The 22446-nt window shown below is 57.2% G+C and carries 32 protein-coding genes; 25 read left to right on the forward strand and 7 right to left on the reverse strand.

Annotated elements, in window-relative coordinates; translation table 11 throughout:
* Nucleotides 1–5: 5 nt before the first annotated feature.
* From rpsC to bfr, 23 genes are all read left to right on the forward strand, one after another.
* Nucleotides 6–692 carry a 30S ribosomal protein S3 gene (gene rpsC, locus J2Y39_RS23165; protein ID WP_003176422.1) on the forward strand — a complete coding sequence of 229 codons (687 nt, stop codon included), beginning with the start codon at nt 6–8 and terminating at the stop codon, nt 690–692.
* A gap of 12 nt (nt 693–704) precedes the next feature.
* On the forward strand, nt 705–1118 hold the full coding sequence (gene rplP / locus J2Y39_RS23170) for a 50S ribosomal protein L16 (RefSeq protein ID WP_003228729.1): 414 nt from the start codon (nt 705–707) through the stop codon (nt 1116–1118).
* Nucleotides 1118–1309: a 50S ribosomal protein L29 gene (rpmC, locus tag J2Y39_RS23175; protein ID WP_002555481.1), complete on the forward strand. Its 192-nt coding sequence runs from the start codon at nt 1118–1120 to the stop codon at nt 1307–1309. The genes rplP and rpmC overlap by 1 nt, the downstream gene beginning before the upstream one ends.
* A gap of 2 nt (nt 1310–1311) precedes the next feature.
* Nucleotides 1312–1578, forward strand: coding sequence for a 30S ribosomal protein S17 (gene rpsQ, locus J2Y39_RS23180; RefSeq protein WP_003194644.1), 267 nt, complete (start codon nt 1312–1314; stop codon nt 1576–1578).
* Nucleotides 1579–1601: 23 nt separating this feature from the next.
* The gene (rplN, locus tag J2Y39_RS23185; RefSeq protein ID WP_002555479.1) at nt 1602–1970 is read left to right on the forward strand and encodes a 50S ribosomal protein L14; all 369 of its coding nucleotides are present in this window, start codon (nt 1602–1604) and stop codon (nt 1968–1970) included.
* An 11-nt stretch (nt 1971–1981) separates the two neighbouring features.
* On the forward strand, nt 1982–2296 hold the full coding sequence (rplX, locus tag J2Y39_RS23190; protein ID WP_003186046.1) for a 50S ribosomal protein L24: 315 nt from the start codon (nt 1982–1984) through the stop codon (nt 2294–2296).
* Between the two features lie 20 nt (nt 2297–2316).
* Nucleotides 2317–2856 carry a 50S ribosomal protein L5 gene (gene rplE, locus J2Y39_RS23195; RefSeq protein ID WP_003210069.1) on the forward strand — a complete coding sequence of 180 codons (540 nt, stop codon included), beginning with the start codon at nt 2317–2319 and terminating at the stop codon, nt 2854–2856.
* A gap of 13 nt (nt 2857–2869) precedes the next feature.
* Complete coding sequence (gene rpsN / locus J2Y39_RS23200; RefSeq protein WP_003186042.1) at nt 2870–3175, forward strand: 30S ribosomal protein S14; 306 nt, start codon at nt 2870–2872, stop codon at nt 3173–3175.
* A 208-nt stretch (nt 3176–3383) separates the two neighbouring features.
* Entirely contained in the window at nt 3384–3776 is a 393-nt protein-coding gene (gene rpsH / locus J2Y39_RS23205) for a 30S ribosomal protein S8 (protein WP_016772944.1), read from the forward strand.
* Between the two features lie 12 nt (nt 3777–3788).
* Nucleotides 3789–4322, forward strand: coding sequence for a 50S ribosomal protein L6 (gene rplF, locus J2Y39_RS23210; protein WP_003228722.1), 534 nt, complete (start codon nt 3789–3791; stop codon nt 4320–4322).
* 10 nt (nt 4323–4332) lie between these two features.
* Nucleotides 4333–4683 carry a 50S ribosomal protein L18 gene (gene rplR / locus J2Y39_RS23215; RefSeq protein WP_003186037.1) on the forward strand — a complete coding sequence of 117 codons (351 nt, stop codon included), beginning with the start codon at nt 4333–4335 and terminating at the stop codon, nt 4681–4683.
* Nucleotides 4684–4686: 3 nt separating this feature from the next.
* Nucleotides 4687–5187, forward strand: coding sequence for a 30S ribosomal protein S5 (rpsE, locus tag J2Y39_RS23220; RefSeq protein ID WP_007955637.1), 501 nt, complete (start codon nt 4687–4689; stop codon nt 5185–5187).
* Nucleotides 5188–5189: 2 nt separating this feature from the next.
* Nucleotides 5190–5366 (forward strand): 50S ribosomal protein L30, encoded by a 177-nt coding sequence (rpmD, locus tag J2Y39_RS23225; RefSeq protein ID WP_003176408.1) that lies wholly within the window; start codon nt 5190–5192, stop codon nt 5364–5366.
* A gap of 3 nt (nt 5367–5369) precedes the next feature.
* Nucleotides 5370–5807, forward strand: coding sequence for a 50S ribosomal protein L15 (gene rplO, locus J2Y39_RS23230; RefSeq protein WP_003228720.1), 438 nt, complete (start codon nt 5370–5372; stop codon nt 5805–5807).
* Nucleotides 5808–7136, forward strand: coding sequence for a preprotein translocase subunit SecY (secY, locus tag J2Y39_RS23235; RefSeq protein WP_016772945.1), 1329 nt, complete (start codon nt 5808–5810; stop codon nt 7134–7136). It abuts the gene before it with no gap.
* Between the two features lie 27 nt (nt 7137–7163).
* Nucleotides 7164–7280, forward strand: coding sequence for a 50S ribosomal protein L36 (rpmJ, locus tag J2Y39_RS23240; protein ID WP_002555468.1), 117 nt, complete (start codon nt 7164–7166; stop codon nt 7278–7280).
* Nucleotides 7281–7410: 130 nt separating this feature from the next.
* A complete protein-coding gene (gene rpsM, locus J2Y39_RS23245) occupies nt 7411–7767 on the forward strand; it encodes a 30S ribosomal protein S13 (RefSeq protein ID WP_003186020.1) in 357 nt (118 codons plus the stop codon).
* 30 nt (nt 7768–7797) lie between these two features.
* Nucleotides 7798–8187: a 30S ribosomal protein S11 gene (rpsK, locus tag J2Y39_RS23250; RefSeq protein ID WP_002555466.1), complete on the forward strand. Its 390-nt coding sequence runs from the start codon at nt 7798–7800 to the stop codon at nt 8185–8187.
* 18 nt (nt 8188–8205) lie between these two features.
* Nucleotides 8206–8826: a 30S ribosomal protein S4 gene (rpsD, locus tag J2Y39_RS23255; RefSeq protein WP_003176404.1), complete on the forward strand. Its 621-nt coding sequence runs from the start codon at nt 8206–8208 to the stop codon at nt 8824–8826.
* A 22-nt stretch (nt 8827–8848) separates the two neighbouring features.
* Nucleotides 8849–9850: a DNA-directed RNA polymerase subunit alpha gene (locus tag J2Y39_RS23260; RefSeq protein WP_016772946.1), complete on the forward strand. Its 1002-nt coding sequence runs from the start codon at nt 8849–8851 to the stop codon at nt 9848–9850.
* Between the two features lie 42 nt (nt 9851–9892).
* Complete coding sequence (gene rplQ, locus J2Y39_RS23265) at nt 9893–10279, forward strand: 50S ribosomal protein L17 (protein ID WP_003176402.1); 387 nt, start codon at nt 9893–9895, stop codon at nt 10277–10279.
* A 239-nt stretch (nt 10280–10518) separates the two neighbouring features.
* Nucleotides 10519–11973 (forward strand): catalase, encoded by a 1455-nt coding sequence (locus J2Y39_RS23270; RefSeq protein WP_095181967.1) that lies wholly within the window; start codon nt 10519–10521, stop codon nt 11971–11973.
* A gap of 149 nt (nt 11974–12122) precedes the next feature.
* Nucleotides 12123–12590, forward strand: a complete 468-nt coding sequence (bfr, locus tag J2Y39_RS23275) for a bacterioferritin (RefSeq protein WP_016772947.1) — start codon at nt 12123–12125, stop codon at nt 12588–12590.
* A gap of 65 nt (nt 12591–12655) precedes the next feature.
* On the opposite strand, the gene uvrA is transcribed toward bfr, so the two are convergent.
* Nucleotides 12656–15490: an excinuclease ABC subunit UvrA gene (uvrA, locus tag J2Y39_RS23280; protein WP_041477664.1), complete on the reverse strand. Its 2835-nt coding sequence runs from the start codon at nt 15488–15490 to the stop codon at nt 12656–12658.
* Nucleotides 15491–15681: 191 nt separating this feature from the next.
* Between uvrA and J2Y39_RS23285 the strand changes: the two genes are divergently transcribed.
* Nucleotides 15682–17079 carry an MFS transporter gene (locus J2Y39_RS23285; protein WP_041477665.1) on the forward strand — a complete coding sequence of 466 codons (1398 nt, stop codon included), beginning with the start codon at nt 15682–15684 and terminating at the stop codon, nt 17077–17079.
* 9 nt (nt 17080–17088) lie between these two features.
* Nucleotides 17089–17610: a single-stranded DNA-binding protein gene (locus J2Y39_RS23290; protein ID WP_041477666.1), complete on the forward strand. Its 522-nt coding sequence runs from the start codon at nt 17089–17091 to the stop codon at nt 17608–17610.
* A gap of 197 nt (nt 17611–17807) precedes the next feature.
* Here J2Y39_RS23290 and J2Y39_RS23295 read toward each other — a convergent pair whose 3' ends face one another.
* The 6 genes from J2Y39_RS23295 to J2Y39_RS23320 all read right to left on the reverse strand — a co-directional run bounded on the left by J2Y39_RS23295 (nt 17808) and on the right by J2Y39_RS23320 (nt 22281).
* Entirely contained in the window at nt 17808–18965 is a 1158-nt protein-coding gene (locus tag J2Y39_RS23295) for a glutathionylspermidine synthase family protein (protein ID WP_310219975.1), read from the reverse strand.
* Nucleotide 18966: 1 nt separating this feature from the next.
* Nucleotides 18967–19665 (reverse strand): DUF1190 domain-containing protein, encoded by a 699-nt coding sequence (locus J2Y39_RS23300; RefSeq protein ID WP_056790788.1) that lies wholly within the window; start codon nt 19663–19665, stop codon nt 18967–18969.
* An 18-nt stretch (nt 19666–19683) separates the two neighbouring features.
* On the reverse strand, nt 19684–20109 hold the full coding sequence (locus J2Y39_RS23305) for a DUF350 domain-containing protein (protein ID WP_310219977.1): 426 nt from the start codon (nt 20107–20109) through the stop codon (nt 19684–19686).
* Between the two features lie 15 nt (nt 20110–20124).
* Complete coding sequence (locus tag J2Y39_RS23310) at nt 20125–20775, reverse strand: DUF2491 family protein (RefSeq protein WP_310219979.1); 651 nt, start codon at nt 20773–20775, stop codon at nt 20125–20127.
* Nucleotides 20776–20983: 208 nt separating this feature from the next.
* Entirely contained in the window at nt 20984–21682 is a 699-nt protein-coding gene (locus tag J2Y39_RS23315; RefSeq protein ID WP_310219981.1) for a PspA/IM30 family protein, read from the reverse strand.
* A 17-nt stretch (nt 21683–21699) separates the two neighbouring features.
* Nucleotides 21700–22281: a YjfI family protein gene (locus tag J2Y39_RS23320; protein WP_225914461.1), complete on the reverse strand. Its 582-nt coding sequence runs from the start codon at nt 22279–22281 to the stop codon at nt 21700–21702.
* Nucleotides 22282–22446: the final 165 nt, after the last annotated feature.

Consider the following 22446-nt stretch of genomic DNA (forward strand, 5'->3'; position numbering starts at 1 on the left):
AAGAGATGGGTCAGAAAGTACATCCCATTGGCATTCGCCTGGGAATCGTCAAGGAGCACACCTCCGTCTGGTACGCAGACGGTCGGACTTATGCGGACTACTTGTTCGCAGATCTGAAAGTGCGTGAGTATCTCCAAGACAAACTAAAAAGCGCGTCCGTAAGCCGTATCGATATCCATCGTCCGGCCCAAACTGCACGCATCACCATCCACACCGCTCGTCCAGGTATCGTTATCGGGAAGAAAGGTGAAGATGTTGAGAAACTGCGTCAGGACCTGACCAAGCAAATGGGTGTGCCTGTGCACATCAATATCGAAGAGATCCGCAAGCCGGAGCTCGACGGTATGCTGGTTGCGCAGAGCGTAGCTCAGCAGCTGGAGCGTCGTGTAATGTTCCGTCGCGCTATGAAGCGCGCTGTACAGAACGCCATGCGCATTGGTGCCAAAGGCATCAAAATCCAAGTGAGCGGTCGTCTCGGCGGTGCTGAAATCGCACGTACTGAATGGTATCGCGAAGGTCGTGTGCCACTGCACACCCTGCGTGCCGACATCGACTATGCCAACTACGAAGCTCACACCACTTACGGTGTGATCGGTGTAAAGGTTTGGATCTTCAAAGGCGAAGTTATTGGTGGTCGCCAAGAAGAACTGAAACCACAAGCACCAGCGCCTCGTAAAAAAGCTGCTAAGTAAGGGGTACGCCAAATGTTGCAACCAAAGCGTACGAAGTTCCGCAAGCAGATGACCGGCCACAACCGTGGTCTGGCACTGCGCGGTAGCAAAGTCAGCTTCGGCGAGTTCGCGCTGAAGTCTGTTGCTCGTGGTCGTCTCACCGCTCGTCAGATCGAGTCAGCGCGTCGTGCTCTGACCCGTCACGTAAAACGTGGCGGCAAGATCTGGATCCGTGTATTCCCGGACAAGCCGATTTCCAAGAAGCCTCTCGAGGTTCGTATGGGTAAAGGTAAGGGTAACGTGGAGTACTGGGTTGCCCAGATTCAGCCAGGCAAAGTCCTGTATGAAATCGAGGGTGTTTCTGAAGAGCTGGCGCGTGAGGCTTTCGCCCTGGCTGCTGCAAAGCTGCCGCTCGCCACCTCCTTTGTTAAACGGACGGTGATGTGATGAAAGCGAATGAACTTCGTGAAAAATCCGCACAGCAGCTGAACGAGCAACTGCTCGGCTTGCTGCGCGACCAGTTCAATCTGCGCATGCAGAAAGCAACTGGCCAGTTGGGGCAGTCTCATCTGCTCTCGCAAGTTAAGCGTGACATCGCTCGCGTGAAGACTGTGCTCAACCAGCAGGCAGGTAAGTGATCATGGCTGAAGCCGAAAAAACTGTCCGTACGCTGACTGGCCGTGTTGTCAGCGACAAGATGGACAAAACCATCACCGTTCTGATCGAGCGTCGCGTAAAGCACCCGATCTACGGTAAATACGTTAAGCGTTCGACTAAGCTGCACGCGCACGACGAAACCAATCAGTGCCACATCGGCGACAAAGTCACTATTCGTGAAACTCGTCCGATGGCCAAGACCAAGTCTTGGGCGCTGGTTGATGTTCTCGAACGCGCTGTGGAAGTCTAAGGGCTAGGGGTCGGAGAAATTATATGATTCAGACTCAATCCATGCTCGATGTGGCCGATAACAGCGGCGCTCGCCGTGTTATGTGCATCAAGGTGCTGGGTGGCTCCCATCGTCGTTACGCTGGTATCGGTGACATCATCAAAGTTACCGTGAAGGAAGCAATTCCTCGCGGTAAAGTGAAAAAAGGCCAAGTGATGACTGCTGTTGTAGTCCGCACTCGTCACGGCGTACGTCGTGCTGATGGCTCCATTATCCGCTTTGATGGCAACGCTGCTGTTCTTCTGAACAACAAGCAAGAGCCGATCGGCACCCGTATCTTTGGGCCAGTGACCCGTGAACTTCGTACTGAGAAGTTCATGAAGATCGTCTCGCTCGCCCCAGAAGTGCTGTAAGGAGATCCGACATGCAAAAGATTCGTCGTGACGACGAGATCATCGTGATCGCCGGCAAAGACAAAGGTAAGCGCGGTAAGGTGCTGAAGGTTCTTGCTGACAACCGTCTGGTTGTTGGTGGTCTGAACCTGGTCAAGCGTCATACCAAGCCTAACCCGATGTCGGGCGTACAGGGCGGTATCGTCGAGAAAGAAGCGCCACTGCACGCTTCCAACGTCGCCATCTTCAACGGCGAAACCAACAAGGCTGACCGCGTTGGTTTCAAAGTAGAAGACGGTAAGAAAATTCGTGTCTTCAAGTCGACCCAAAAAGCGGTTGATGCTTGAACACTGCTAGGTAGAAGACCATGGCACGACTAAAAGAGATTTACCGGAAGGAAATCGCTCCGAAACTTAAGGAAGAACTTAAGCTTTCGAACGTGATGGAAGTTCCGCGCGTTACCAAAATCACCCTGAACATGGGTCTGGGCGAAGCGATCGGCGACAAAAAAGTCATCGAGCACGCTGTTGCTGACCTGGAAAAGATCACCGGCCAGAAAGTCGTTGTGACCTACGCTCGTAAATCCATCGCTGGCTTTAAAGTCCGCGAAGGATGGCCGATCGGCGTCAAAGTGACCCTGCGCCGTGAGCGTATGTACGAGTTCCTGGATCGTCTGCTGTCGATCTCCCTGCCTCGGGTTCGCGACTTCCGCGGCCTGAATGCCAAGTCCTTCGATGGTCGCGGCAACTACAGCATGGGCGTGAAAGAGCAGATCATCTTCCCGGAAATCGACTACGACAAGATCGATGCTCTCCGCGGTCTGGACATTACCCTGACCACCACTGCCAAGAACGATGATGAAGGCCGCGCTCTGCTGCGTGCTTTCAAATTCCCGTTCCGCAACTGATTGGAGTAGGAAAATGGCCAAGAAGAGCATGAAGAACCGTGAGCTGAAGCGTCAGCTCACCGTTGCCAAGTACGCCACCAAGCGTGCAGCGCTGAAAGCTATCATCGTCGATCTGAACGCAAGTCCAGAAGCGCGTTGGGAAGCTACCGTAGCTCTGCAGAAGCAACCACGTGACGCAAGCGCTTCGCGCATGCGTAACCGTTGCCGCCTGACTGGTCGTCCGCACGGCGTGTACCGCAAGTTCGGCCTCGGCCGTAACATGCTGCGTCAAGCTGCAATGCGTGGTGACGTACCAGGTCTGGTTAAAGCCAGCTGGTAACAGTTGTCAAAGTCTCGATGTTCGGGTTCGCAAGAACCTGACCATCGGTGGCCTTGAATCTGAATCAAGCCCCTTTTGGGGCTTGATTCATTTCTGGGGTGTGTCTAGAATGACCGGCTCGCCTGAGCCCGTGTTTTTCTGCCCGGAAGTTCTCGGCGACAAGTAGTAGCCGCAAGGCTAATTTTTTTGTATTAGGAGCGTCTAGCCCATGAGTATGCAGGACCCGTTAGCGGACATGCTAACTCGAATCCGTAATGCCCAGATGGCTGAAAAGTCTGTCGTAAGCATGCCGTCTTCCACGTTGAAGGCTGCTGTAGCAAAAGTCCTGAAGGACGAAGGTTACATCGCGGATTTTCAGATCACCACCGACGCCAAGCCGTCGCTGTCCATCTCGCTGAAGTACTTCGAAGGCCGTCCGGTTATCGAAGAAGTGAAGCGCGTTAGTCGTCCAGGCCTGCGTCAGTACAAGTCCGTTGAAGATCTGCCGAAAGTTCGTGGCGGTCTTGGCGTGTCTATCGTCTCCACCAACAAAGGTGTGATGACTGATCGTGCTGCGCGCGCTGCCGGTGTCGGCGGCGAAGTTCTTTGCACTGTGTTCTAAGGGGGGATAAGCATGTCTCGCGTCGCTAAGAACCCCGTTAAGCTGCCAGCCGGTGTCGAAGTCAAATTCGCAGGCCAACAGCTTTCGGTGAAGGGTGCCAAGGGCACTCTTGAACTGAACATCCATTCGTCCGTTGAGATCGTTGAAGAAGCTGGTGAGCTGCGTTTCGCTGCTCGCAATGGCGATCAACAAACTCGCGCAATGGCCGGTACCACGCGTGCGTTGGTAAACAACATGGTCCAGGGCGTAAGCCAAGGCTTTGAGCGCAAGCTCCAGCTGGTCGGTGTTGGTTACAAAGCGCAAGCAAAAGGTCAGGTTCTGAACCTGGCTCTTGGCTTCTCGCACCCAGTGGATTACGAACTGCCGGAAGGCATCACCGCTGAGACTCCTAGCCAGACCGATATCCTGATCAAGGGCATCGACAAGCAGCTGGTAGGTCAAGTGGCCGCCGAGATCCGCGACTTCCGTCCACCAGAGCCGTACAAAGGCAAAGGTGTGCGCTACGCGGACGAAGTCGTCCGTCGTAAAGAAGCCAAGAAGAAGTAGGGCATAGCAAATGACCGACAAAAAAGTTACTCGACTGCGTCGCGCTCGCAAAGCACGCCTGAAAATGCACGAACTCGAAGTCGTGCGTCTCTGCGTGTTCCGCTCGTCGCAGCACATCTACGCCCAGGTCATCTCGGCCGACGGCAACAAAGTCCTGGCAAGTGCCTCGACTTTGGATAAAGAACTGCGTGATGGTGCCACTGGCAACATCGACGCGGCCACAAAGGTTGGCCAGCTGGTCGCTACGCGTGCTAAGGCCGCTGGCGTATCGCAAGTGGCTTTCGACCGCTCTGGCTTCAAGTACCATGGCCGCGTTAAAGCGCTGGCTGATGCTGCTCGTGAAGCTGGGCTGGAGTTCTAAGTTATGTCAAATAACGACCAAAAGCGCGACGAAGGCTACATCGAGAAGCTGGTTCAAGTTAACCGCGTAGCCAAAACCGTTAAAGGCGGCCGTATCTTCACTTTCACCGCGTTGACCGTGGTTGGTGATGGTAAAGGGCGTGTTGGCTTCGGCCGTGGCAAGTCGCGTGAAGTGCCTGCTGCGATCCAGAAGGCAATGGAAGCTGCTCGCCGTAACATGATTCAAGTTGACCTGAACGGCACCACTCTGCAGTACGCGATGAAGTCCGCTCACGGCGCTTCAAAGGTGTACATGCAGCCTGCTTCTGAAGGTACCGGTATCATCGCTGGCGGCGCTATGCGTGCTGTCCTCGAAGTTGCTGGCGTTCAGAACGTTCTGGCCAAGTGCTACGGCTCGACTAACCCGGTAAACGTGGTTCACGCCACTTTCAAGGGTCTGAAGGCTATGCAGTCTCCTGAGTCCATCGCTGCCAAGCGTGGCCTGCGTGTTGAGGAGATCAAGTAATCATGGCTACCGTTAAAGTTACGCTGATCAAAAGCATGACCGGCCGCATCCCTAACCACAAACTGTGCGTTAAGGGTCTGGGTCTGCGTCGCATCGGTCACACTGTAGAAGTCCAGGATACTCCCGAGAATCGCGGGATGATCAACAAGGCTTACTACATGCTGCGTGTCGAGGGTTAATCGATGAAACTCAATGATCTGAGTCCAGCGCCGGGTTCCCGTCGCGAAAAGCATCGTCCGGGCCGTGGTATCGGTAGTGGTTTGGGCAAGACTGGTGGCCGTGGTCACAAAGGTCAGACCTCCCGCTCCGGTGGCACCATCGCTCCAGGCTTTGAAGGCGGTCAACAGCCGCTGCATCGTCGTCTGCCTAAGTTCGGTTTCGTTTCCCTGAAAGCCATGGATCGCGCAGAAGTGCGTTTGTCCGAGCTGGCTAAAGTGGAAGGCGACATCGTTACTGTGCAGTCCCTGAAAGATGCCAACGTGATCAACGTCAACGTACAGCGTGTGAAAATCATGCTGTCCGGTGAAGTGACTCGCGCTGTCACTATCGGCAAGGGAATCGGCGCCACCAAAGGTGCGCGTGCGGCTATCGAAGCAGCTGGCGGCAAGTTCGAGGAATAAATGGCTAAGCAAGGTGCTCTCTCTGCGCTCGGCAAAGGCGGTATGTCTGAACTCTGGGCTCGTCTGCGTTTTCTGTTCCTGGCGATTATCGTCTACCGAATAGGCGCACACATCCCGGTTCCAGGTATCAACCCGGACCGACTCGCAGACCTGTTTCGACAGAATGAGGGGACCATTCTTAGCTTGTTCAACATGTTCTCCGGCGGCGCGCTGGAACGGATGAGCATCTTTGCACTGGGGATCATGCCGTACATTTCGGCATCGATCATCATGCAACTGATGACCGCCGTCAGCCCGCAGCTGGAGCAGTTGAAGAAGGAAGGTGAAGCTGGCCGTCGCAAGATTAGCCAGTACACCCGCTACCTCACCGTCGCTCTCGCTCTGGTCCAGGCTATTGGCATGTCCATTGGTCTGGCGGGGCAGGGCGTCGCGTTCACTGGTGACTTTGGCTTCCATTTCGTCGCGGTAACCACATTTGTGGCTGGTGCGATGTTCATGATGTGGCTGGGTGAGCAGATTACTGAGCGTGGTGTTGGCAACGGTATCTCGATGTTGATTTTTTCGGGTATCGTCGCCGGTCTTCCGAGAGCAATCGGGCAGTCTTTCGAGTCTGCGCGTCAGGGCGATATCAACATCTTCGCCCTGGTTGCCATCGGTTTGCTGGCAGTAGCGATTATCGGTTTCGTGGTGTTCATTGAGCGTGGTCAGCGTCGTATCGCTGTTCATTACGCCAAGCGTCAGCAGGGCCGCAAGGTTTTTGCTGCGCAGACAAGCCACTTGCCGCTGAAGGTGAACATGGCCGGTGTTATTCCGGCTATTTTCGCGAGCAGCATTTTGCTGTTCCCGGCTTCGTTGGGTGCCTGGTTCGGTCAGTCTGAAGGTATGGGCTGGTTGCAGGACATCTCGCAGTCGATCGCTCCTGGTCAGCCGTTGAATATTCTGCTGTTTAGTGCAGGGATTATTTTCTTCTGCTTCTTCTATACGGCGTTGATGTTCAATCCGAAAGACGTAGCGGAAAACCTGAAGAAGTCCGGTGCCTTTATTCCGGGCATTCGTCCAGGTGAGCAGTCTGCGCGCTATATTGATGGCGTTCTGACCCGCTTGACCCTGTTCGGTGCTCTTTACATGACGGCCGTGTGCCTGTTGCCCCAATTCCTGGTGGTTGCAGCAAACGTTCCGTTCTACCTTGGCGGGACCTCGTTGCTGATCGTGGTCGTGGTTGTGATGGACTTCATGTCCCAAGTACAATCGCACCTCGTTTCGCACCAGTACGAATCCCTGATGAAGAAAGCCAACCTGAAGGGTTACGGCAGCGGCATGTTGCGCTGAGTACCCATAAGGTTCGAGGAGTTGGTGATGAAAGTTCGTGCATCGGTGAAAAAGCTGTGCCGTAACTGCAAGATTATTCGCCGCGAAGGTGTTGTTCGAGTAATTTGCAGCGCGGAACCGCGTCACAAACAGCGCCAAGGCTGAGTGTGATTGTGCTTCAAGCCCGGTAGCTAGTGCGCTACCGGGTTGATTATTTGTTATTACAGCGATATTATCTCGCGCCCTATTTCTTGGCTTCCGGGGCGTAGGTAGCTGTCAATTGGAGTCCCACTGAATGGCCCGTATTGCAGGCGTTAACATTCCAGATAACAAGCATACTGTTATCTCGCTGACCTACATCTATGGTGTTGGTCGCACTACTGCGCAGAAGATCTGTGCAGTGACTGGGGTAAACCCAGCAGCAAAGATCAAAGATCTGAGCGACGAGCAAATTGAACAGCTGCGTGGCGAAGTGGCGAAGTTCACCACTGAAGGTGACCTGCGTCGCGAAATCAACATGAAAATCAAGCGCTTGATGGACCTCGGTTGCTATCGCGGTCTGCGTCATCGTCGTGGTCTGCCAGTACGCGGTCAGCGTACCAAGACCAACGCGCGTACCCGTAAAGGTCCGCGTAAGCCGATCCGCAAGTAATCGCCCCAGCGAATCGACAGGAATTTAATCATGGCAAAACCTGCTGCTCGTCCTCGTAAAAAAGTTAAAAAGACAGTGGTTGATGGCATCGCCCACATCCATGCATCTTTTAACAACACCATCGTGACCATTACCGACCGTCAAGGTAACGCTCTTTCCTGGGCTACCTCCGGTGGTTCGGGTTTCCGCGGTTCCCGCAAGTCCACCCCGTTCGCTGCTCAAGTAGCTGCTGAGCGTGCTGGTCAAGCTGCGCTGGAATACGGCCTGAAAAACCTCGACGTCAACGTCAAGGGTCCAGGTCCAGGTCGTGAATCCGCAGTCCGCGCTTTGAACGGCTGTGGCTACAAGATCGCCAGCATCACCGACGTGACGCCAATCCCGCACAACGGGTGCCGTCCGCCGAAGAAGCGCCGCGTGTAATCCAGGAGATTGTAAAGAATGGCTCGTTACATTGGTCCAAAATGCAAACTCGCTCGTCGCGAAGGCACCGATCTCTTCCTGAAGAGCGGCGTGCGCGCGATCGAATCGAAGTGCAACATTGAAGCAGCACCTGGTATCCACGGCCAGCGCCGCGGTCGCCAGTCCGACTACGGCACCCAACTGCGTGAAAAGCAGAAGGTCCGTCGTATCTACGGCGTTCTCGAGCGTCAGTTCAGCGGCTACTACAAAGAAGCTGCTGGCAAGAAAGGTGCAACCGGTGAAAACCTGTTGCAACTGCTCGAATGCCGTCTGGACAACGTTGTATACCGTATGGGCTTTGGTTCGACTCGTGCCGAATCCCGTCAACTGGTATCGCACAAGTCGATCAGCGTTAACGGTCAAACCGTAAACGTTCCGTCGTATCAGGTTCGTGCTGGTGACGTGGTTGCAGTTCGCGAGAAAGCAAAAAACCAGCTTCGCATTGTCCAAGCTCTCGATCTGTGTGCCCAACGTGGCCGCGTAGAATGGGTAGAAGTAGACACTGAGAAGAAGTCGGGCGTTTTCAAGAACGTTCCTGCTCGCAGTGATCTGTCCGCCGACATCAACGAAAGCCTGATTGTCGAGCTCTACTCCAAGTAAGGGCTAGAAAATAGGTGCATCCATGCAGATTTCGGTAAATGAGTTCCTGACACCCCGCCACATTGATGTGCAGGTTGTCAGTCCAACCCGCGCCAAGATCACTCTCGAGCCTCTCGAGCGTGGTTTTGGCCACACCCTGGGCAACGCGCTGCGCCGCATCCTGTTGTCCTCAATGCCCGGCTGCGCAGTAGTCGAGGCCGAGATTGACGGTGTGCTCCACGAGTACAGCGCCATCGAAGGTGTACAGGAAGACGTAATTGAAATCCTGTTGAACCTTAAAGGTCTGGCCATCAAGCTGCACGGTCGTGACGAAGTTACGCTGACCTTGTCGAAGAAGGGTTCGGGGGTGGTTACCGCTGCCGATATTCAGCTGGATCATGATGTCGAGATCGTTAATCCCGATCACGTAATCGCTAACCTGGCGTCTAACGGCGCCCTGAACATGAAGCTCACCGTAGCTCGTGGTCGTGGTTATGAACCAGCCGACTCGCGTCAGAGCGATGAAGACGAAAGCCGCAGCATCGGTCGCTTGCAGCTCGACTCTTCGTTCAGCCCGGTTCGCCGTATCGCTTACGTGGTGGAAAACGCCCGTGTCGAGCAGCGTACCAACCTGGACAAGCTGGTTATTGATCTGGAAACCAACGGTACCCTGGATCCTGAAGAGGCTATCCGTCGCGCTGCAACCATCCTGCAACAGCAGCTGGCTGCGTTCGTCGACCTCAAAGGTGAAAGTGAGCCGCTGGTTGTCGAGCAGGAAGACGAGATCGATCCGATCCTGCTTCGCCCGGTTGACGATCTGGAACTGACTGTACGTTCGGCTAACTGCCTTAAGGCGGAAAACATCTACTACATCGGCGACCTGATTCAGCGTACCGAAGTAGAGCTGTTGAAGACTCCGAACCTGGGCAAGAAATCCTTGACTGAAATCAAGGACGTTCTGGCCTCCCGCGGTCTGTCCCTCGGCATGCGCCTCGACAACTGGCCGCCTGCAAGTCTTAAGAAGGACGACAAGGCGACTGCCTGATCGTCGTAATCACCGAACGTAGTGTTTGGTAAGGAATGAACCATGCGTCATCGTAAAAGTGGTCGTCACCTGAGCCGCACCAGCTCGCACCGCAAGGCCATGTTCCAAAACATGGCGGTGTCGCTGTTCGAGCACGAGCTGATCAAAACTACTCTGCCAAAAGCCAAAGAACTGCGCCGCGTTGCCGAGCCGCTGATCACTCTGGCCAAGACAGACAGCCTGGCTAACCGCCGTCTGGCTTTCGACCGTACTCGTTCGAAAGCTATCGTTGGTAAGCTCTTCAACGACCTGGGCAAGCGTTACGCTACCCGTGAGGGTGGCTACCTGCGCATCCTCAAGTGCGGTTTCCGCGCTGGCGACAACGCGCCTATGGCGTACGTCGAGTTGGTTGATCGTGCTACTGCTGGCGAAGCTGTATCCGCCGAGTAAGACGTCAGTCTGAAACAAAGAACCGGGCCTAGTGCCCGGTTTTTTGTGTCTGTAAGAAATGCGCCGTCCATACAAGTTTCTGACATGGTTGAACTGCCACTATGTGCCGGGAAAACATAATTAGTAATTATCTATCGATGCTTGCAGGTTAATGAATTTGTAGCTGTAACGTCGATGATCAATACTTCCCTCCAAGCCCATTAGCCGGCAGTTCAAGACTGACAGAGGAAGAAGACCGCATGAGCCAGACCAAGACGCTTACAACCGCCAGTGGCGCGCCAGTCGCTGATAACCAGAATTCCCGTTCCGCCGGCCCACGCGGTCCGCTGCTTCTCGACGATTTCCATCTCATCGAAAAACTCGCGCACTTCAACCGTGAAAACATTCCCGAGCGCCGTGTCCACGCTAAAGGTTCGGGCGCTTACGGTACGTTCACCGTCACCCGTGACATCACGGAATACACCAGTGCCAAGCTGTTTGAATCGGTAGGCAAGCAAACGCCAACCTTTCTGCGCTTTTCTACCGTAGGTGGCGAGCGTGGTTCGGCCGACACTGAGCGCGATCCGCGCGGCTTCGCCTTGAAGTTCTACACCGAGGAAGGCAACTGGGACATCGTTGGCAACAACACGCCAGTGTTCTTCATCCGTGATCCGCTGAAGTTTCCGGACTTTATCCACACGCAAAAGCGTCTGCCGCAAAGCAACCTGAAAAGCGCGCAGATGATGTGGGATTTCTGGTCGCATTCGCCTGAGGCGCTGCACCAGGTCACTATCCTGTTTTCTGATCGTGGCATCCCTGACGGCTATCGCCATATGCATGGCTTCGGCAGTCACACTTACAGCCTGATCAACGCCAAAGGCGAGCGTCACTGGGTGAAGTGGCACTACAAGACTCAGCAAGGCATCAAGAACCTGGCACCAGCCGAGGCCGCCCGTTTGGCCGGTACCGACCCGGACTATGCGCAGCGTGACCTGTTCGAGGCCATCGAGCGTGGTGAATTCCCGAAATGGCGCGTGTGCATTCAGATTATGACCGAAGCCCAGGCGGCGGCTCATTATGAGAATCCGTTTGATGTGACCAAGACCTGGTCGCAGAAAGAGTTTCCGTTGATCGAAGTTGGTGAGCTGGAATTGAACCGCAACCCGCTTAACTACTTCGCTGAAGTCGAGCAGGCTGCGTTTGGCCCGAGCAACATGGTGCCAGGCGTGGGTCTGTCGCCAGACCGCATGCTGCAAGGTCGCGTATTCGCCTACGCTGACGCGCACCGCTACCGTGTGGGCACCAACCACCAGCAATTGCCGGTGAACGCTCCGCGCAGCCCGGTGAATACTTATCAGCGTGACGGCTCTATGGCGTTCGGCAGCAATGGCGGCGCGGCGCCGAACTATGAACCGAACAGCTACGTTGAGTCGCCGAAACAAGCGCCACATTACGCTGAGCCAGCGCTGGCCTTGAGCGGTGCCGCTGATCGCTATGATCACCGCGAAGACACCGACTACTACAGCCATGCCGGTGCCTTGTTCCGCTTGATGAGCGAAGAGCAAAAAGCGCTGCTGGTCAGCAACATTGCCGGTGCGATGGCGGGTGTTTCCAGCGACGTCGTCGATCGCCAGTTGCAGCATTTCTACAAAGCCGATCCAGCGTATGGAGAAGCAATCGCAAAGCTGCTCAGCCTACAGCTTAACGAAGTCTAAACGAGAAGCAGAACCGCCCTCATTTGGGCGGTTTTTGCGTTATTTGGCCTGCTTTTCTCAGAATATCTTCGCTTTTATTGCGTGCGGTGAGTGACCTTCCAGTCAGGTTGGTTCAAACTACAGACTTTCAGGAAGGGAGATGTAGGGCGATGCAAGGCCACCCAGATGTAATCGATTACCTCAATACGTTGCTGACCGGCGAGCTGGCCGCGCGTGACCAATATTTCGTTCATTCGCGGATGTATGAGGACTGGGGGTTCACCAAGCTCTACGAGCGCATCAACCACGAGATGGAAGAAGAAGCCGGCCACGCCGATGCATTGATGCGGCGGATTCTGATGCTCGAAGGCACGCCGCGCATGCGTCCGGATGATCTGGATGTCGGCACCACCGTGCCTACGATGCTCGAAGCTGATCTGCGCCTCGAGTACAAAGTCCGCGCTGCGCTGTGCAAAGGCATCGAACTTTGCGAGCAACACAAGGACTACGTCAGTCGCGAAATTCTGCGGGTTCAGCTCAACGACACCGAAGAAGATCACACCTACTGGCTGGAAAAGCAGTTGGGCCTGATCAAGCTGATCGGTCTCGAGAACTACCTGCAATCCCACGCGTCCTGATTGCACCAGCTACAAAAAAGCCCCTGGCACCTCAACGGTGACAGGGGCTTTTTCATGCCTGGCAGTTACGCCCGATCACGGATCAGCAGCGGCTTGAGGTAATGGCCGGTGTGAGATTGCTTCATCTCGGCGACTTCCTCCGGCGTACCGGTGGCAATGATCTGCCCGCCCTTGGAACCGCCTTCAGGACCGAGGTCCACCAGCCAGTCAGCGGTCTTGATCACATCGAGGTTGTGCTCGATCACCACCACAGTGTTGCCGTGATCGCGCAGACGATGCAGAACATCGAGTAACTGCTGGATATCGGCGAAGTGCAGGCCGGTGGTTGGCTCATCGAGGATATACAGGGTTTTGCCCGTATCGCGTTTGGACAGCTCGCGCGACAACTTGACCCGCTGTGCTTCACCGCCGGACAGGGTCGTCGCCGACTGCCCGAGCTTGATGTAGGACAGGCCGACATCCATCAGCGTTTGCAGCTTGCGCGCCAGTGCCGGCACCGCATCGAAGAATTCCCGTGCTTCCTCGATGGTCATTTCGAGGGTTTCGTGGATGCTCTTGCCCTTGTATTTGATCTCAAGGGTTTCGCGGTTGTAGCGCTTGCTCTTGCACACATCGCAGGGCACGTAGATGTCCGGCAGGAAGTGCATTTCCACCTTGATCAGGCCATCACCCTGGCACGCTTCGCAGCGACCGCCCTTGACGTTGAACGAGAAACGCCCCGGGCCGTAACCCCGGGAGCGCGACTCGGGCACGCCGGCAAACAGTTCGCGGATCGGCGTGAACAGCCCGGTATAGGTCGCGGGGTTGGAACGCGGCGTACGACCGATCGGGCTCTGGTCGATGTCGACGACTTTGTCGAGATGTTCCAGACCTTTGATGCTGTCATGTGCGGCCGCTTCCAGCGTGGTCGCGCCATTCAGTGCCGTGGCGCTCAGCGGGAACAGCGTGTTGTTGATCAGCGTCGATTTGCCCGAACCGGATACGCCAGTCACGCACGTCAGCAGGCCGATCGGGATGTCCAGATCGACATTGCGCAGATTGTTGCCGCGCGCACCTTTGAGCGACAGGTTGAGCTTCTTGTTGCGCGGCGTGCGCTTGGCCGGCACTTCGATCTTCACCCGGCCGGACAGGTATTTGCCGGTCAGCGAATCAGGGTGTGCCATGACTTCGTCCGGCGTGCCCTCGGCAACGATCTGCCCGCCGTGCACACCGGCGCCCGGGCCGATATCGACGACATAGTCAGCCAGACGAATCGCGTCTTCATCATGCTCGACCACGATTACCGTGTTGCCGATATCGCGCAAATGCTTGAGCGTACCGAGCAGCCGGTCGTTGTCGCGCTGATGCAAGCCAATGGACGGTTCGTCGAGGATATACAGAACGCCGACCAGACCGGCGCCAATCTGGCTTGCCAGACGAATCCGTTGCGCCTCGCCACCGGAGAGCGTGTCCGCGCTGCGATCCAGCGACAGATAGTCGAGTCCGACGTTGACCAGGAACTGCAGACGCTCGCGAATTTCCTTGAGAATCTTGTCAGCGATCTCGCCACGCCGACCGGTCATCTTCAGCGCACCGAAATATTCGCAGGCATCGCCGATCGGCAGATTGGTCACTGCCGGCAGGGTTTTCTCGCCGACCCAGACGTGCCGCGCTTCGCGGCGCAGACGCGTGCCACGGCAATCCGGGCAGGCCTGATGGCTGAGGAACTTGGCCAGCTCTTCGCGCACGCTCGCCGATTCGGTTTCGCGATAGCGACGCTCAAGATTCGGCACGATGCCTTCGAACGGGTGCGAGCGTTTGACGATGTCGCCACGGTCGTTCAGGTATTTGAAGTCGACGTTCTGCGAGCCGCTGCCATGCAGGATGAACTTCTGCTGCTCGGCGCTCAGCTCGTTGAAGGGCTTGTCCAGACTGAATTTGTAGTGCGAGGCGAGTGAGCCAAGCATCTGGAAGTAATAGACGTTGCGCCGGTCCCAGCCACGGATCGCGCCCTCGGCCAGGGTCAGCTCGCCATTGACCAGACGCTTGATGTCGAAGAACTGCTTCACGCCCAGGCCATCGCAGGTCGGGCAGGCGCCGGCCGGGTTGTTGAAGGAAAACAGCTTGGGTTCCAGCTCGCTGATCGCATGGCCGCAGATCGGGCAGGCGAAGCGTGCGGAGAAGATCATTTCTTCGCCCGGCTCGTCGTCCATCGGCGCGACCAAGGCAATGCCGTCGGCGAGTTTCAGCGCAGTCTCGAAAGACTCGGCCAGACGTTGCTGCAGATCGGCGCGGACCTTGAAGCGGTCAACGATCACATCGATCGAATGCTTCTTCTGTTTATCCAGCTTCGGCAGCTCGTCGAGCTCGCAAATGCGTCCGTTGACCCGGGCGCGGACGAAACCCTGCGCACGCAATTCTTCGAAGACCGACAGGTGTTCGCCTTTGCGTTCGCGGATCACCGGTGCCAGCAACATCAGTTTGCTGCCTTCCGGCTGCGCCAGCACCAGATCGACCATCTGGCTGACGGTCTGCGCCTCCAGCGGAATGTCGTGATCCGGGCAGCGCGGCGTGCCCACGCGGGCATAGAGCAAGCGCAGGTAGTCGTAGATTTCGGTGATGGTGCCGACCGTCGAACGCGGGTTGTGCGAGGTCGACTTCTGTTCGATGGAGATCGCCGGCGACAGGCCTTCGATGGTGTCGACGTCGGGTTTTTCCATCATCGACAGGAACTGCCGAGCGTAAGCCGACAGCGATTCGACATAGCGGCGCTGACCTTCGGCATACAGCGTGTCGAACGCCAGGGACGACTTGCCGGATCCGGACAGGCCGGTGATCACGATCAGCTTGTCCCGTGGCAGGGTCAGGTCGATGTTCTTCAGGTTGTGGGTACGGGCCCCACGTATCAGGATCTTGTCCAAAGTGGCCTCGCTTGGCGGGCGTCGAAAACGTAGGAGTATACGGGCAAATACTGGATGGATGCACACTATCAAACGAAGGGCGTTTTGCCGTTAATGAAGAGAGTTTCATCTATACGCGTCATAGCGTCGCGATATACCCCGTCTTCCGATGGGACTGGTAGAATCGCCGCCGGTTCACACGAGGTTTTTCCATGCACGATCCCCACAGCGAACGCATGAGTGGCAGCGAGACCCGCGCGGCGAGCGGTCTGGCCCTGGTGTTCGCCTTCCGTATGCTTGGCATGTTCATGGTGTTGCCGGTGCTGGCGACCTATGGCATGGATCTGGCGGGAGCGACCCCGGCCCTGATCGGGCTGGCGATTGGCGCTTACGGTCTGACCCAGGCAATTTTCCAGATTCCGTTCGGGATCATTTCCGACCGCATCGGTCGCCGGCCGGTGATCTACCTCGGCCTGATCGTGTTCGCTCTCGGCAGTGTTCTGGCTTCCCAGGCCGATTCGATCTGGGGTGTGATCGCCGGGCGGATCCTGCAGGGCGCCGGGGCGATTTCCGCAGCGGTGATGGCGCTGCTTTCCGACCTGACCCGCGAGCAGCATCGCACCAAAGCCATGGCGATGATCGGCATGACCATCGGCCTGTCGTTTGCCGTGGCCATGGTGGTCGGGCCGTTACTGACCAGTGCGTTCGGGCTGTCCGGGCTGTTCCTCGCCACTGGCGCCATGGCGCTGGTCGGCATCCTGATCATCATGTTCATGGTGCCGCAATCCACCGGGCCGTTGCAGCACCGTGAGTCCGGCGTCGCCCGGCAGGCACTGATGCCGACGCTCAAACACCCGGACCTGCTGCGCCTGGATCTGGGCATCTTTGTGTTACATGCCATGTTGATGTCGAGCTTCGTGGCCTTGCCGCTGGCACTGGTGGAAAAAGCCGGTCTGCCCAAGGAACAGCACTGGTGGGTCTACCTCACCGCGCTGCTGATTTCGTTCTTCGCCATGATCCCGTTCATTATCTACGGCGAGAAGAAACGCAAAATGAAACGAGTTTTGCTCGGCGCCGTCATGACATTGATGCTGACTGAACTATTCTTCTGGCAGTTCGGCGACAGCCTGCGTGCTCTGGTGATAGGTACGGTGGTGTTTTTCACAGCGTTCAATCTGCTCGAGGCATCGTTGCCGTCGCTGATCAGCAAGGTTTCACCGGCGGGCGGCAAGGGCACGGCCATGGGCGTGTACTCCACCAGCCAGTTCCTCGGTTCGGCACTCGGCGGGATACTCGGCGGCTGGTTGTTCCAGCATGGCGGTCTGTCGGTTGTGTTCCTCGGATGCGCCGCGCTGGCTGCACTTTGGCTGGCCTTTGCTGTTACCATGCGCGAACCTCCCTACGTGACGAGCCTGCGCTTGCCGTTGTCGCCCGAAGCGATCCGCGAAGCGGGTCTGGTCGAGCGCCTCAAGGCCCTGGTAGGGGTAACAGATGCAGTGATAGTCGCCGAAGAGGCGGCTGTTTACATCAAACTGGACAAAGAATTAGTGGATCGCACCACCCTCGAACGCCTGGTCAACAACCCGGCCGGGGCTGCGTGCGACGCTTAGGAGAACGTTATGGCCCGTGGGGTTAACAAAGTCATATTGGTCGGCACTTGCGGCCAGGATCCCGAAGTTCGCTACCTGCCTAACGGTAACGCCGTGACCAACCTGAGTCTGGCCACCAGCGAACAATGGACCGACAAGCAGACCGGTCAGAAGGTCGAAAAGACCGAGTGGCACCGTGTGTCGATGTTCGGCAAGGTTGCCGAGATCGCTGGCGAATACCTGCGCAAGGGTTCGCAGGTCTACATCGAAGGTAAACTGCAGACCCGCGAGTGGGAAAAGGACGGCATCAAGCGTTACACCACTGAAATCGTGGTCGACATGCAAGGCACCATGCAACTGCTCGGCGGCCGTCCACAACAGGGCGATCAGCAAGGCGGCGGCAACAACTACCAGCAGCAGGCGCCACGTCAGCAGGCACCGCGCCCGCAGCAGTCGGCTCCACAGCAGCGTTCGGCTCCGCAAGCACCGCAGCAGGCCGCACCGCAACCGGCTCCGGATTTCGATAGCTTCGATGACGATATTCCGTTCTGATTTGCCGCTGTAACCGTCTTGAATGAAAAAGGCCCGTCGCTTAAACGACGGGCCTTTTTTGTGAGGCTATTTCAGCGCGACCCCTATCACCTGTAGGAGCAACGAGTGCAACGAGGCTGCGATCTTTTGACGTTGCTTCTGAAGATCAAAAGATCGCAGCCTCGTTGCACTCGTCAGCTCCTACATGAGGAATTGTTTCAGTCGAGGATCAGGTGCGGCAAAAATCGACTTGAATCCTTGGTGATCAGACTATTGTCTTCACGCACACCAATCCCCGCTGCCTCATCGCCAATCACCCACGAGCCAATCAGCGTGTAGCTGTCGCCAAACTTCGGCAGCGGTGCGAACTCCTGCAGGATGAATGGCGCATCGGTGTAAGGCCCGTCCTCTTTGACGATCAGACCTTCCACTGTTTGCAGTTCGATGTTGGCACCTTCGCGGGAAAAGTACGGCTTGCGCACCCAGCCCTTCGGCACCGCACTCTGCGGATTCGGATCAAGGTGCGCAGCGAGCAGATTCGGATGTCCCTTGTGCAATTCCCACAGCAGCGGCAGGGCACCTTTGTTCGACAGAATCGCCTTCCACGCCGGTTCGAAAAACTGCGTATCGCATTCGGCGATCGCTGCGCCGAACGGCTCGTGGAAGATGAATTCCCAGGCGTGCAGCTTGAACAGGTGCGGGATCCAGCGATCCTGCAGATCGACGAAACGACCTTCAGCCGTCAGGCCAATGTCTTCGATATCGATGTGGCGTGATTCGATGCCGACCTTTTCCGCGATCAGCCGCAGGTAATCGGTGGTGCCTTTGTCCTCGACCGAATCCTTCATCGACGCAAAGTAGAACGGCCGCTTCAACTGCAACTCGGCGAAGGCCTGATGCAGCTTGGTGTCGATGCTGTTGAACTGGTCAGCATGTGGCGGCAGCGTGCCACGCTCGATGCACTGTTCCAGCCAGCCCCATTGAAACGCCGCCGCCTCATAGAGGCTGGTCGGCGTGTCGTAGTTGAGCTCCAGCAGTTTCGCCGGCCCGTTGCCGCTGTAGGAAAAGTCCATGCGACCGTACAGATGCGGATGACCCTCGCGCCAGGAGATGCGGATCATGTCGTAGTACGCCGCCGGGATACTCAGGCGATCGAGCAACTCCTCGCTGTTGACGACGCGATCCACCAGATCCATGCACATCTCGTGCAGTTCGGTAGTCGGGTCTTCCAGATCGTTTTCGATCTGCGCGAGGCTGAACTGGTAGTAGGCGCTTTCGTCCCAGTACGGTTCGTCGTCGATGGTGTGGAACAGGAAACCGAGGCTTTCAGCGGTGTGTTTCCAGTCGGGGCGCTCGGCGCAGTGGATCTTTTTCATGTCAGCTGCTCGAGCGTCCGGAACTGCTGCCCCAGCCACCCCAACCGCTGCGGGCGCTGGACTGGCTGCCGAAGCCGCCGCGCGAAGTCGACGAGGCAACGTTCACCGGTTTGCTCTTGCTGCTCTCGTAATCCGACTGGCTGCGCGAGGTTGTGTCAGCTCGGCGGTACTGCGTTGAGGTGTTGTACGGCTGGCGCGTTTCGCGATCACGGTAAACGGTGCGTTCGGCGTTGTTGCTCATTGCGTTGCCGATCAGCCAGCCGGTCAGCCAGCCATTGCCGCCGCCACCTGAGCCACCGGAATAGTGCGAGCCGCCGTGGCTGGCACTGCTGCTGGTGGTGTCTCCCGCCGGCATTTGCGAATTGGCGATGGCATCGAGATCCTGCGGCGTCTCGGCATTGCCCGGCACTTTGAAGCCGCCGAGTTTCGGCACGAAACGGCCATCGGAATTTTTCTGACACCAGCCAGCGGCAAAGTCTGCGTCGCACTTGGCCTTGTCGTTGTAGGCCGGGGCGATGCGCCGGTGTTCGTTCAGGGCGGCGACGTAGGCGCTGGAGCAGAGATCGGCGGCCAATTCGGCGTCGACACACTGTTCAACGCTCTGGAAGTTGCGCGGCTGATCCAGCGCCGCTGCTTCACCGGAAATCGCCATCGCCACCGATGCGGCGAGGGACAATTGCACGTATTTGCTGCGTTTCATCGAGAGGCTTCCTGCCGGTCAGTGGGACGGGGTCATGCACGCGGCATTGAGCATGCCGACGCTGATCGCCACGGCGGCGACATAAATGCCGGCGGCGACTTCACCGTTGGCGATGCGCTGGGACGTGCCCTTGAGCACCAGCCCGGTCATAACGAACGCCAACAGCTGCACGACGGCGGCGATGACCGCCCAGAGGACAAAGTCGAGCACGTTGACCGAGTAGGCGATCACGTTGCTCGCCGGAATCGCGAAACCGATGATCGCCCCGGACAGGGCAATGGCGGCGGCAGTGTTGCCGGCGCGGATCAGCTCGAATTCCTTGTGCGCGGTGATGCGCGTGTAGACGAATTGAAACAGCATGAACAGCAACACGGCGCCGATCAGGTAGACGACAAAACCGACCAGCGCGGTTTTGTTCAGAGAAACGGCCAAGACTTCCAGCATGAAAAACTTCCTTTTTTAGATGGCGCTCAAATCAGTCGTGTACAGCGAGATGCCCAGCGAGGTGCTCAGGCTGACGGTGCCTTCTTCGTCCTGTTCGACGGAGAACAGCAGCAGTTCGCGGCGATCGGTCAGGCCGGTGTCGCGGGCGTACAGCATGGCGTGGTGCTTGATGGTGTAGGACTCGTCCGGGTTGACCACGTGTTCGGTCATTGGCACCAGTTCAGTCTGCTGCAGTTCGGTGCCCCATTCACGGGTGTATTCGACACCGTCGTGGTTGTAGGTCGGCAGACCGATCAGGCTGTTCGGGCCGGCCAGACGCTGCAGTTCGGCGTCACTGTTGACCGTCACGTAGCTGAGGTAATTGAACAGGGTGACCGACTCGACCTGATCATCGCCGGTGACGTGGATCTGCACCCAGAAATCCTCGTCGTTCATGTAATAGCGGTGCAATTTGTTGGACTGGCCGAGGTCGACCCAGCCGGCGCTCCACACCGCTTGATCGAATGGCACCCGCACCGAAGTCGAGCCTTCCAGCAGCAACGCCAGGGTCGTGTCGAAGCGCACGCCTTTGCCTTGTGCCATGCCCAGTGGACCGCTGGCGCCGGTGCTCGTTGGCGCAGCGGTCTGCCAATTGCTGGTGCCGAGCAAGTCTTTAAACCATCCCATGGGTACGTTCCTTGAAGCGGGTGGAGGTGTTCGGGTGAAAAAGTGGCGGTAGTGTAACGGGCGAAGCGGTGAACGAGCAGGGGCAATTACGCCGCAAAACCATGTGGGAGCGAGCCTGCTCGCGAATGGGTTGTGTCAGTCACTCGATTATTTGACTGTCACGACGCTTTCGCGAGCAGGCTCGCTCCCACAAGTTACCGTTCAGTCATTACTGCGCGGACTTCTGCTTCAGGCGCTCAAGGATCGCATTGGCGCTGCCTTCGTTCGGCGTGATGCCGGCGTCGCGCAGTTTGCGTTCCAGGTCGTTGCCGGTGGAGGCGTCGGCCAGTTCGTCCGCTGCGCTCAGTTCGGCAGCGCGTTGCTGCTGCTTGGCTTGCAGGCGGTTCAGGGTGCCGACTGCAGTTTCCAGTTTGCCGTTGGCGCCGCCGCTGGCAATCGAGGCGCTGACCTGGGCTTTCTGCACGCTGTCGCGAGCCTTGGCCATGTCCACTTGCTGGCGCAGGCTCTTGATCCGCGATTCGGCTTTGCTGATGTCTTTGCGCATGTTGTCGGCGTAGGCGCCGAATTCATCGCTGAGTTTCTTCTCGGCAGCGAGGTCGTTGGTCAGGGTCGAAATCGCTTCAGCCACTTCCAGCGCCAGGTCTTCGCGGCCGGCATTCAACGCGGCCAAAGCCTTGGCTTCGAGGTCCTTGATCTTGGCGTCGTATTCGCTGACGCGGTCGGCGGCCAGTTTGTGCTTGGCCATGATCGTCACCAGTTCGCGGCGGGCATTGGACAGCGCGGTGTCCGCGTCGCGGATTTCCTGATCGAGGATGCGCAGGGCCTGCTGGTCGGCGATGGCTTCGCCAACTTCATTGGCGCCGCCGCGCAGTGCGGTGAACAACTTGCTCCAGATGGACTGAGTCATTGGATATTCCCTGTTGATTACTTGAAGAAGTGTTCGAAGGCTTCGCTGGCGCGCTGCACGTTGTCGACCAGGGTTTTCACCTCGGTGACTACGTTGGTCAGGCTCGAATCAGCACTGAGCGCGCCGAACATGTTGTAGACGGTCTGCCCGTTCGGCATCGATTCGATCCCGATCGAAGACAGCGGGAACATCTCGCGGCTGCGCAGCACGGCATCGTTGAACGCCTGGACATTGCTGATCGAATCGATGTCCACCAGCACGGTGTCGACGATGATCTGCTGGCCGGCCAGGGCGATATGAATCGGCAGGCCGCCGAATTCGTTCATTTCCAGCTTGATGCTCGGTTCGGAGCTCTGGATCAGGGACAGCGAAATCTCTTGGGAAGCCACCTCGTCCAGCGCCTTGAGGGCATTGAAGAGGCTGTCGATGGTCCAGTTGTTGCCTGCGCTCATGTATTTCTCCGACATGAAAGAGCCAGCCAGAATCGGTTGGCGTAGCTGTTGCTCCATTTGCTTGAGCAAGCTTCGGTTTTCCGGAAGCACCCAAGTTTCGTGTTTCACATAACCGGCGGCGGCCAGGCCTGCGCGCATCTGCTTCATGTAGAAGCTCGACGGTTTTTTCGCTGACGTCTTGCCACGTTCGCCCTTGGGGCTGGCTGCGGCAGGCGTCGGAGTGCGGCTTGTCATGGCTGGAATCCGGTTATGAGCGTCTCACGCGTGGGCCACACTACAACCAATGCAAAGTGCCATCAATGACTCACGCGT

Source organism: Pseudomonas sp. 2957 (assembly GCF_031456345.1).
Classification (GTDB): domain Bacteria; phylum Pseudomonadota; class Gammaproteobacteria; order Pseudomonadales; family Pseudomonadaceae; genus Aquipseudomonas; species Aquipseudomonas siliginis.

Bases quoted from the DNA above. Each gene is read 5' to 3' on its own strand.
- rpsN (WP_003186042.1), top strand. From the start codon at position 2,870: ATGGCCAAGAAGAGCATGAAGAACCGTGAGCTGAAGCGTCAGCTCACC.
- rplX (WP_003186046.1), top strand. From the start codon at position 1,982: ATGCAAAAGATTCGTCGTGACGACGAGATCATCGTGATCGCCGGCAAA.
- rplN (WP_002555479.1), top strand. From the start codon at position 1,602: ATGATTCAGACTCAATCCATGCTCGATGTGGCCGATAACAGCGGCGCT.
- rpsD (WP_003176404.1), top strand. From the start codon at position 8,206: ATGGCTCGTTACATTGGTCCAAAATGCAAACTCGCTCGTCGCGAAGGC.
- rpmC (WP_002555481.1), top strand. From the start codon at position 1,118: ATGAAAGCGAATGAACTTCGTGAAAAATCCGCACAGCAGCTGAACGAG.
- rpsC (WP_003176422.1), top strand. From the start codon at position 6: ATGGGTCAGAAAGTACATCCCATTGGCATTCGCCTGGGAATCGTCAAG.
- rpsM (WP_003186020.1), top strand. From the start codon at position 7,411: ATGGCCCGTATTGCAGGCGTTAACATTCCAGATAACAAGCATACTGTT.
- J2Y39_RS23305 (WP_310219977.1), bottom strand. From the start codon at position 20,109: ATGCTGGAAGTCTTGGCCGTTTCTCTGAACAAAACCGCGCTGGTCGGT.
- rpsK (WP_002555466.1), top strand. From the start codon at position 7,798: ATGGCAAAACCTGCTGCTCGTCCTCGTAAAAAAGTTAAAAAGACAGTG.
- rpmD (WP_003176408.1), top strand. From the start codon at position 5,190: ATGGCTACCGTTAAAGTTACGCTGATCAAAAGCATGACCGGCCGCATC.
- rpsE (WP_007955637.1), top strand. From the start codon at position 4,687: ATGTCAAATAACGACCAAAAGCGCGACGAAGGCTACATCGAGAAGCTG.
- rpsQ (WP_003194644.1), top strand. From the start codon at position 1,312: ATGGCTGAAGCCGAAAAAACTGTCCGTACGCTGACTGGCCGTGTTGTC.
- bfr (WP_016772947.1), top strand. From the start codon at position 12,123: ATGCAAGGCCACCCAGATGTAATCGATTACCTCAATACGTTGCTGACC.
- rplP (WP_003228729.1), top strand. From the start codon at position 705: ATGTTGCAACCAAAGCGTACGAAGTTCCGCAAGCAGATGACCGGCCAC.
- secY (WP_016772945.1), top strand. From the start codon at position 5,808: ATGGCTAAGCAAGGTGCTCTCTCTGCGCTCGGCAAAGGCGGTATGTCT.
- rplE (WP_003210069.1), top strand. From the start codon at position 2,317: ATGGCACGACTAAAAGAGATTTACCGGAAGGAAATCGCTCCGAAACTT.
- J2Y39_RS23260 (WP_016772946.1), top strand. From the start codon at position 8,849: ATGCAGATTTCGGTAAATGAGTTCCTGACACCCCGCCACATTGATGTG.
- rplO (WP_003228720.1), top strand. From the start codon at position 5,370: ATGAAACTCAATGATCTGAGTCCAGCGCCGGGTTCCCGTCGCGAAAAG.
- J2Y39_RS23270 (WP_095181967.1), top strand. From the start codon at position 10,519: ATGAGCCAGACCAAGACGCTTACAACCGCCAGTGGCGCGCCAGTCGCT.
- rpsH (WP_016772944.1), top strand. From the start codon at position 3,384: ATGAGTATGCAGGACCCGTTAGCGGACATGCTAACTCGAATCCGTAAT.
- J2Y39_RS23320 (WP_225914461.1), bottom strand. From the start codon at position 22,281: ATGAAGCAGATGCGCGCAGGCCTGGCCGCCGCCGGTTATGTGAAACAC.
- J2Y39_RS23295 (WP_310219975.1), bottom strand. From the start codon at position 18,965: ATGAAAAAGATCCACTGCGCCGAGCGCCCCGACTGGAAACACACCGCT.
- J2Y39_RS23310 (WP_310219979.1), bottom strand. From the start codon at position 20,775: ATGGGATGGTTTAAAGACTTGCTCGGCACCAGCAATTGGCAGACCGCT.
- rpmJ (WP_002555468.1), top strand. From the start codon at position 7,164: ATGAAAGTTCGTGCATCGGTGAAAAAGCTGTGCCGTAACTGCAAGATT.
- J2Y39_RS23300 (WP_056790788.1), bottom strand. From the start codon at position 19,665: ATGAAACGCAGCAAATACGTGCAATTGTCCCTCGCCGCATCGGTGGCG.
- J2Y39_RS23315 (WP_310219981.1), bottom strand. From the start codon at position 21,682: ATGACTCAGTCCATCTGGAGCAAGTTGTTCACCGCACTGCGCGGCGGC.
- rplR (WP_003186037.1), top strand. From the start codon at position 4,333: ATGACCGACAAAAAAGTTACTCGACTGCGTCGCGCTCGCAAAGCACGC.
- rplF (WP_003228722.1), top strand. From the start codon at position 3,789: ATGTCTCGCGTCGCTAAGAACCCCGTTAAGCTGCCAGCCGGTGTCGAA.
- rplQ (WP_003176402.1), top strand. From the start codon at position 9,893: ATGCGTCATCGTAAAAGTGGTCGTCACCTGAGCCGCACCAGCTCGCAC.
- J2Y39_RS23285 (WP_041477665.1), top strand. From the start codon at position 15,682: ATGCACGATCCCCACAGCGAACGCATGAGTGGCAGCGAGACCCGCGCG.
- J2Y39_RS23290 (WP_041477666.1), top strand. From the start codon at position 17,089: ATGGCCCGTGGGGTTAACAAAGTCATATTGGTCGGCACTTGCGGCCAG.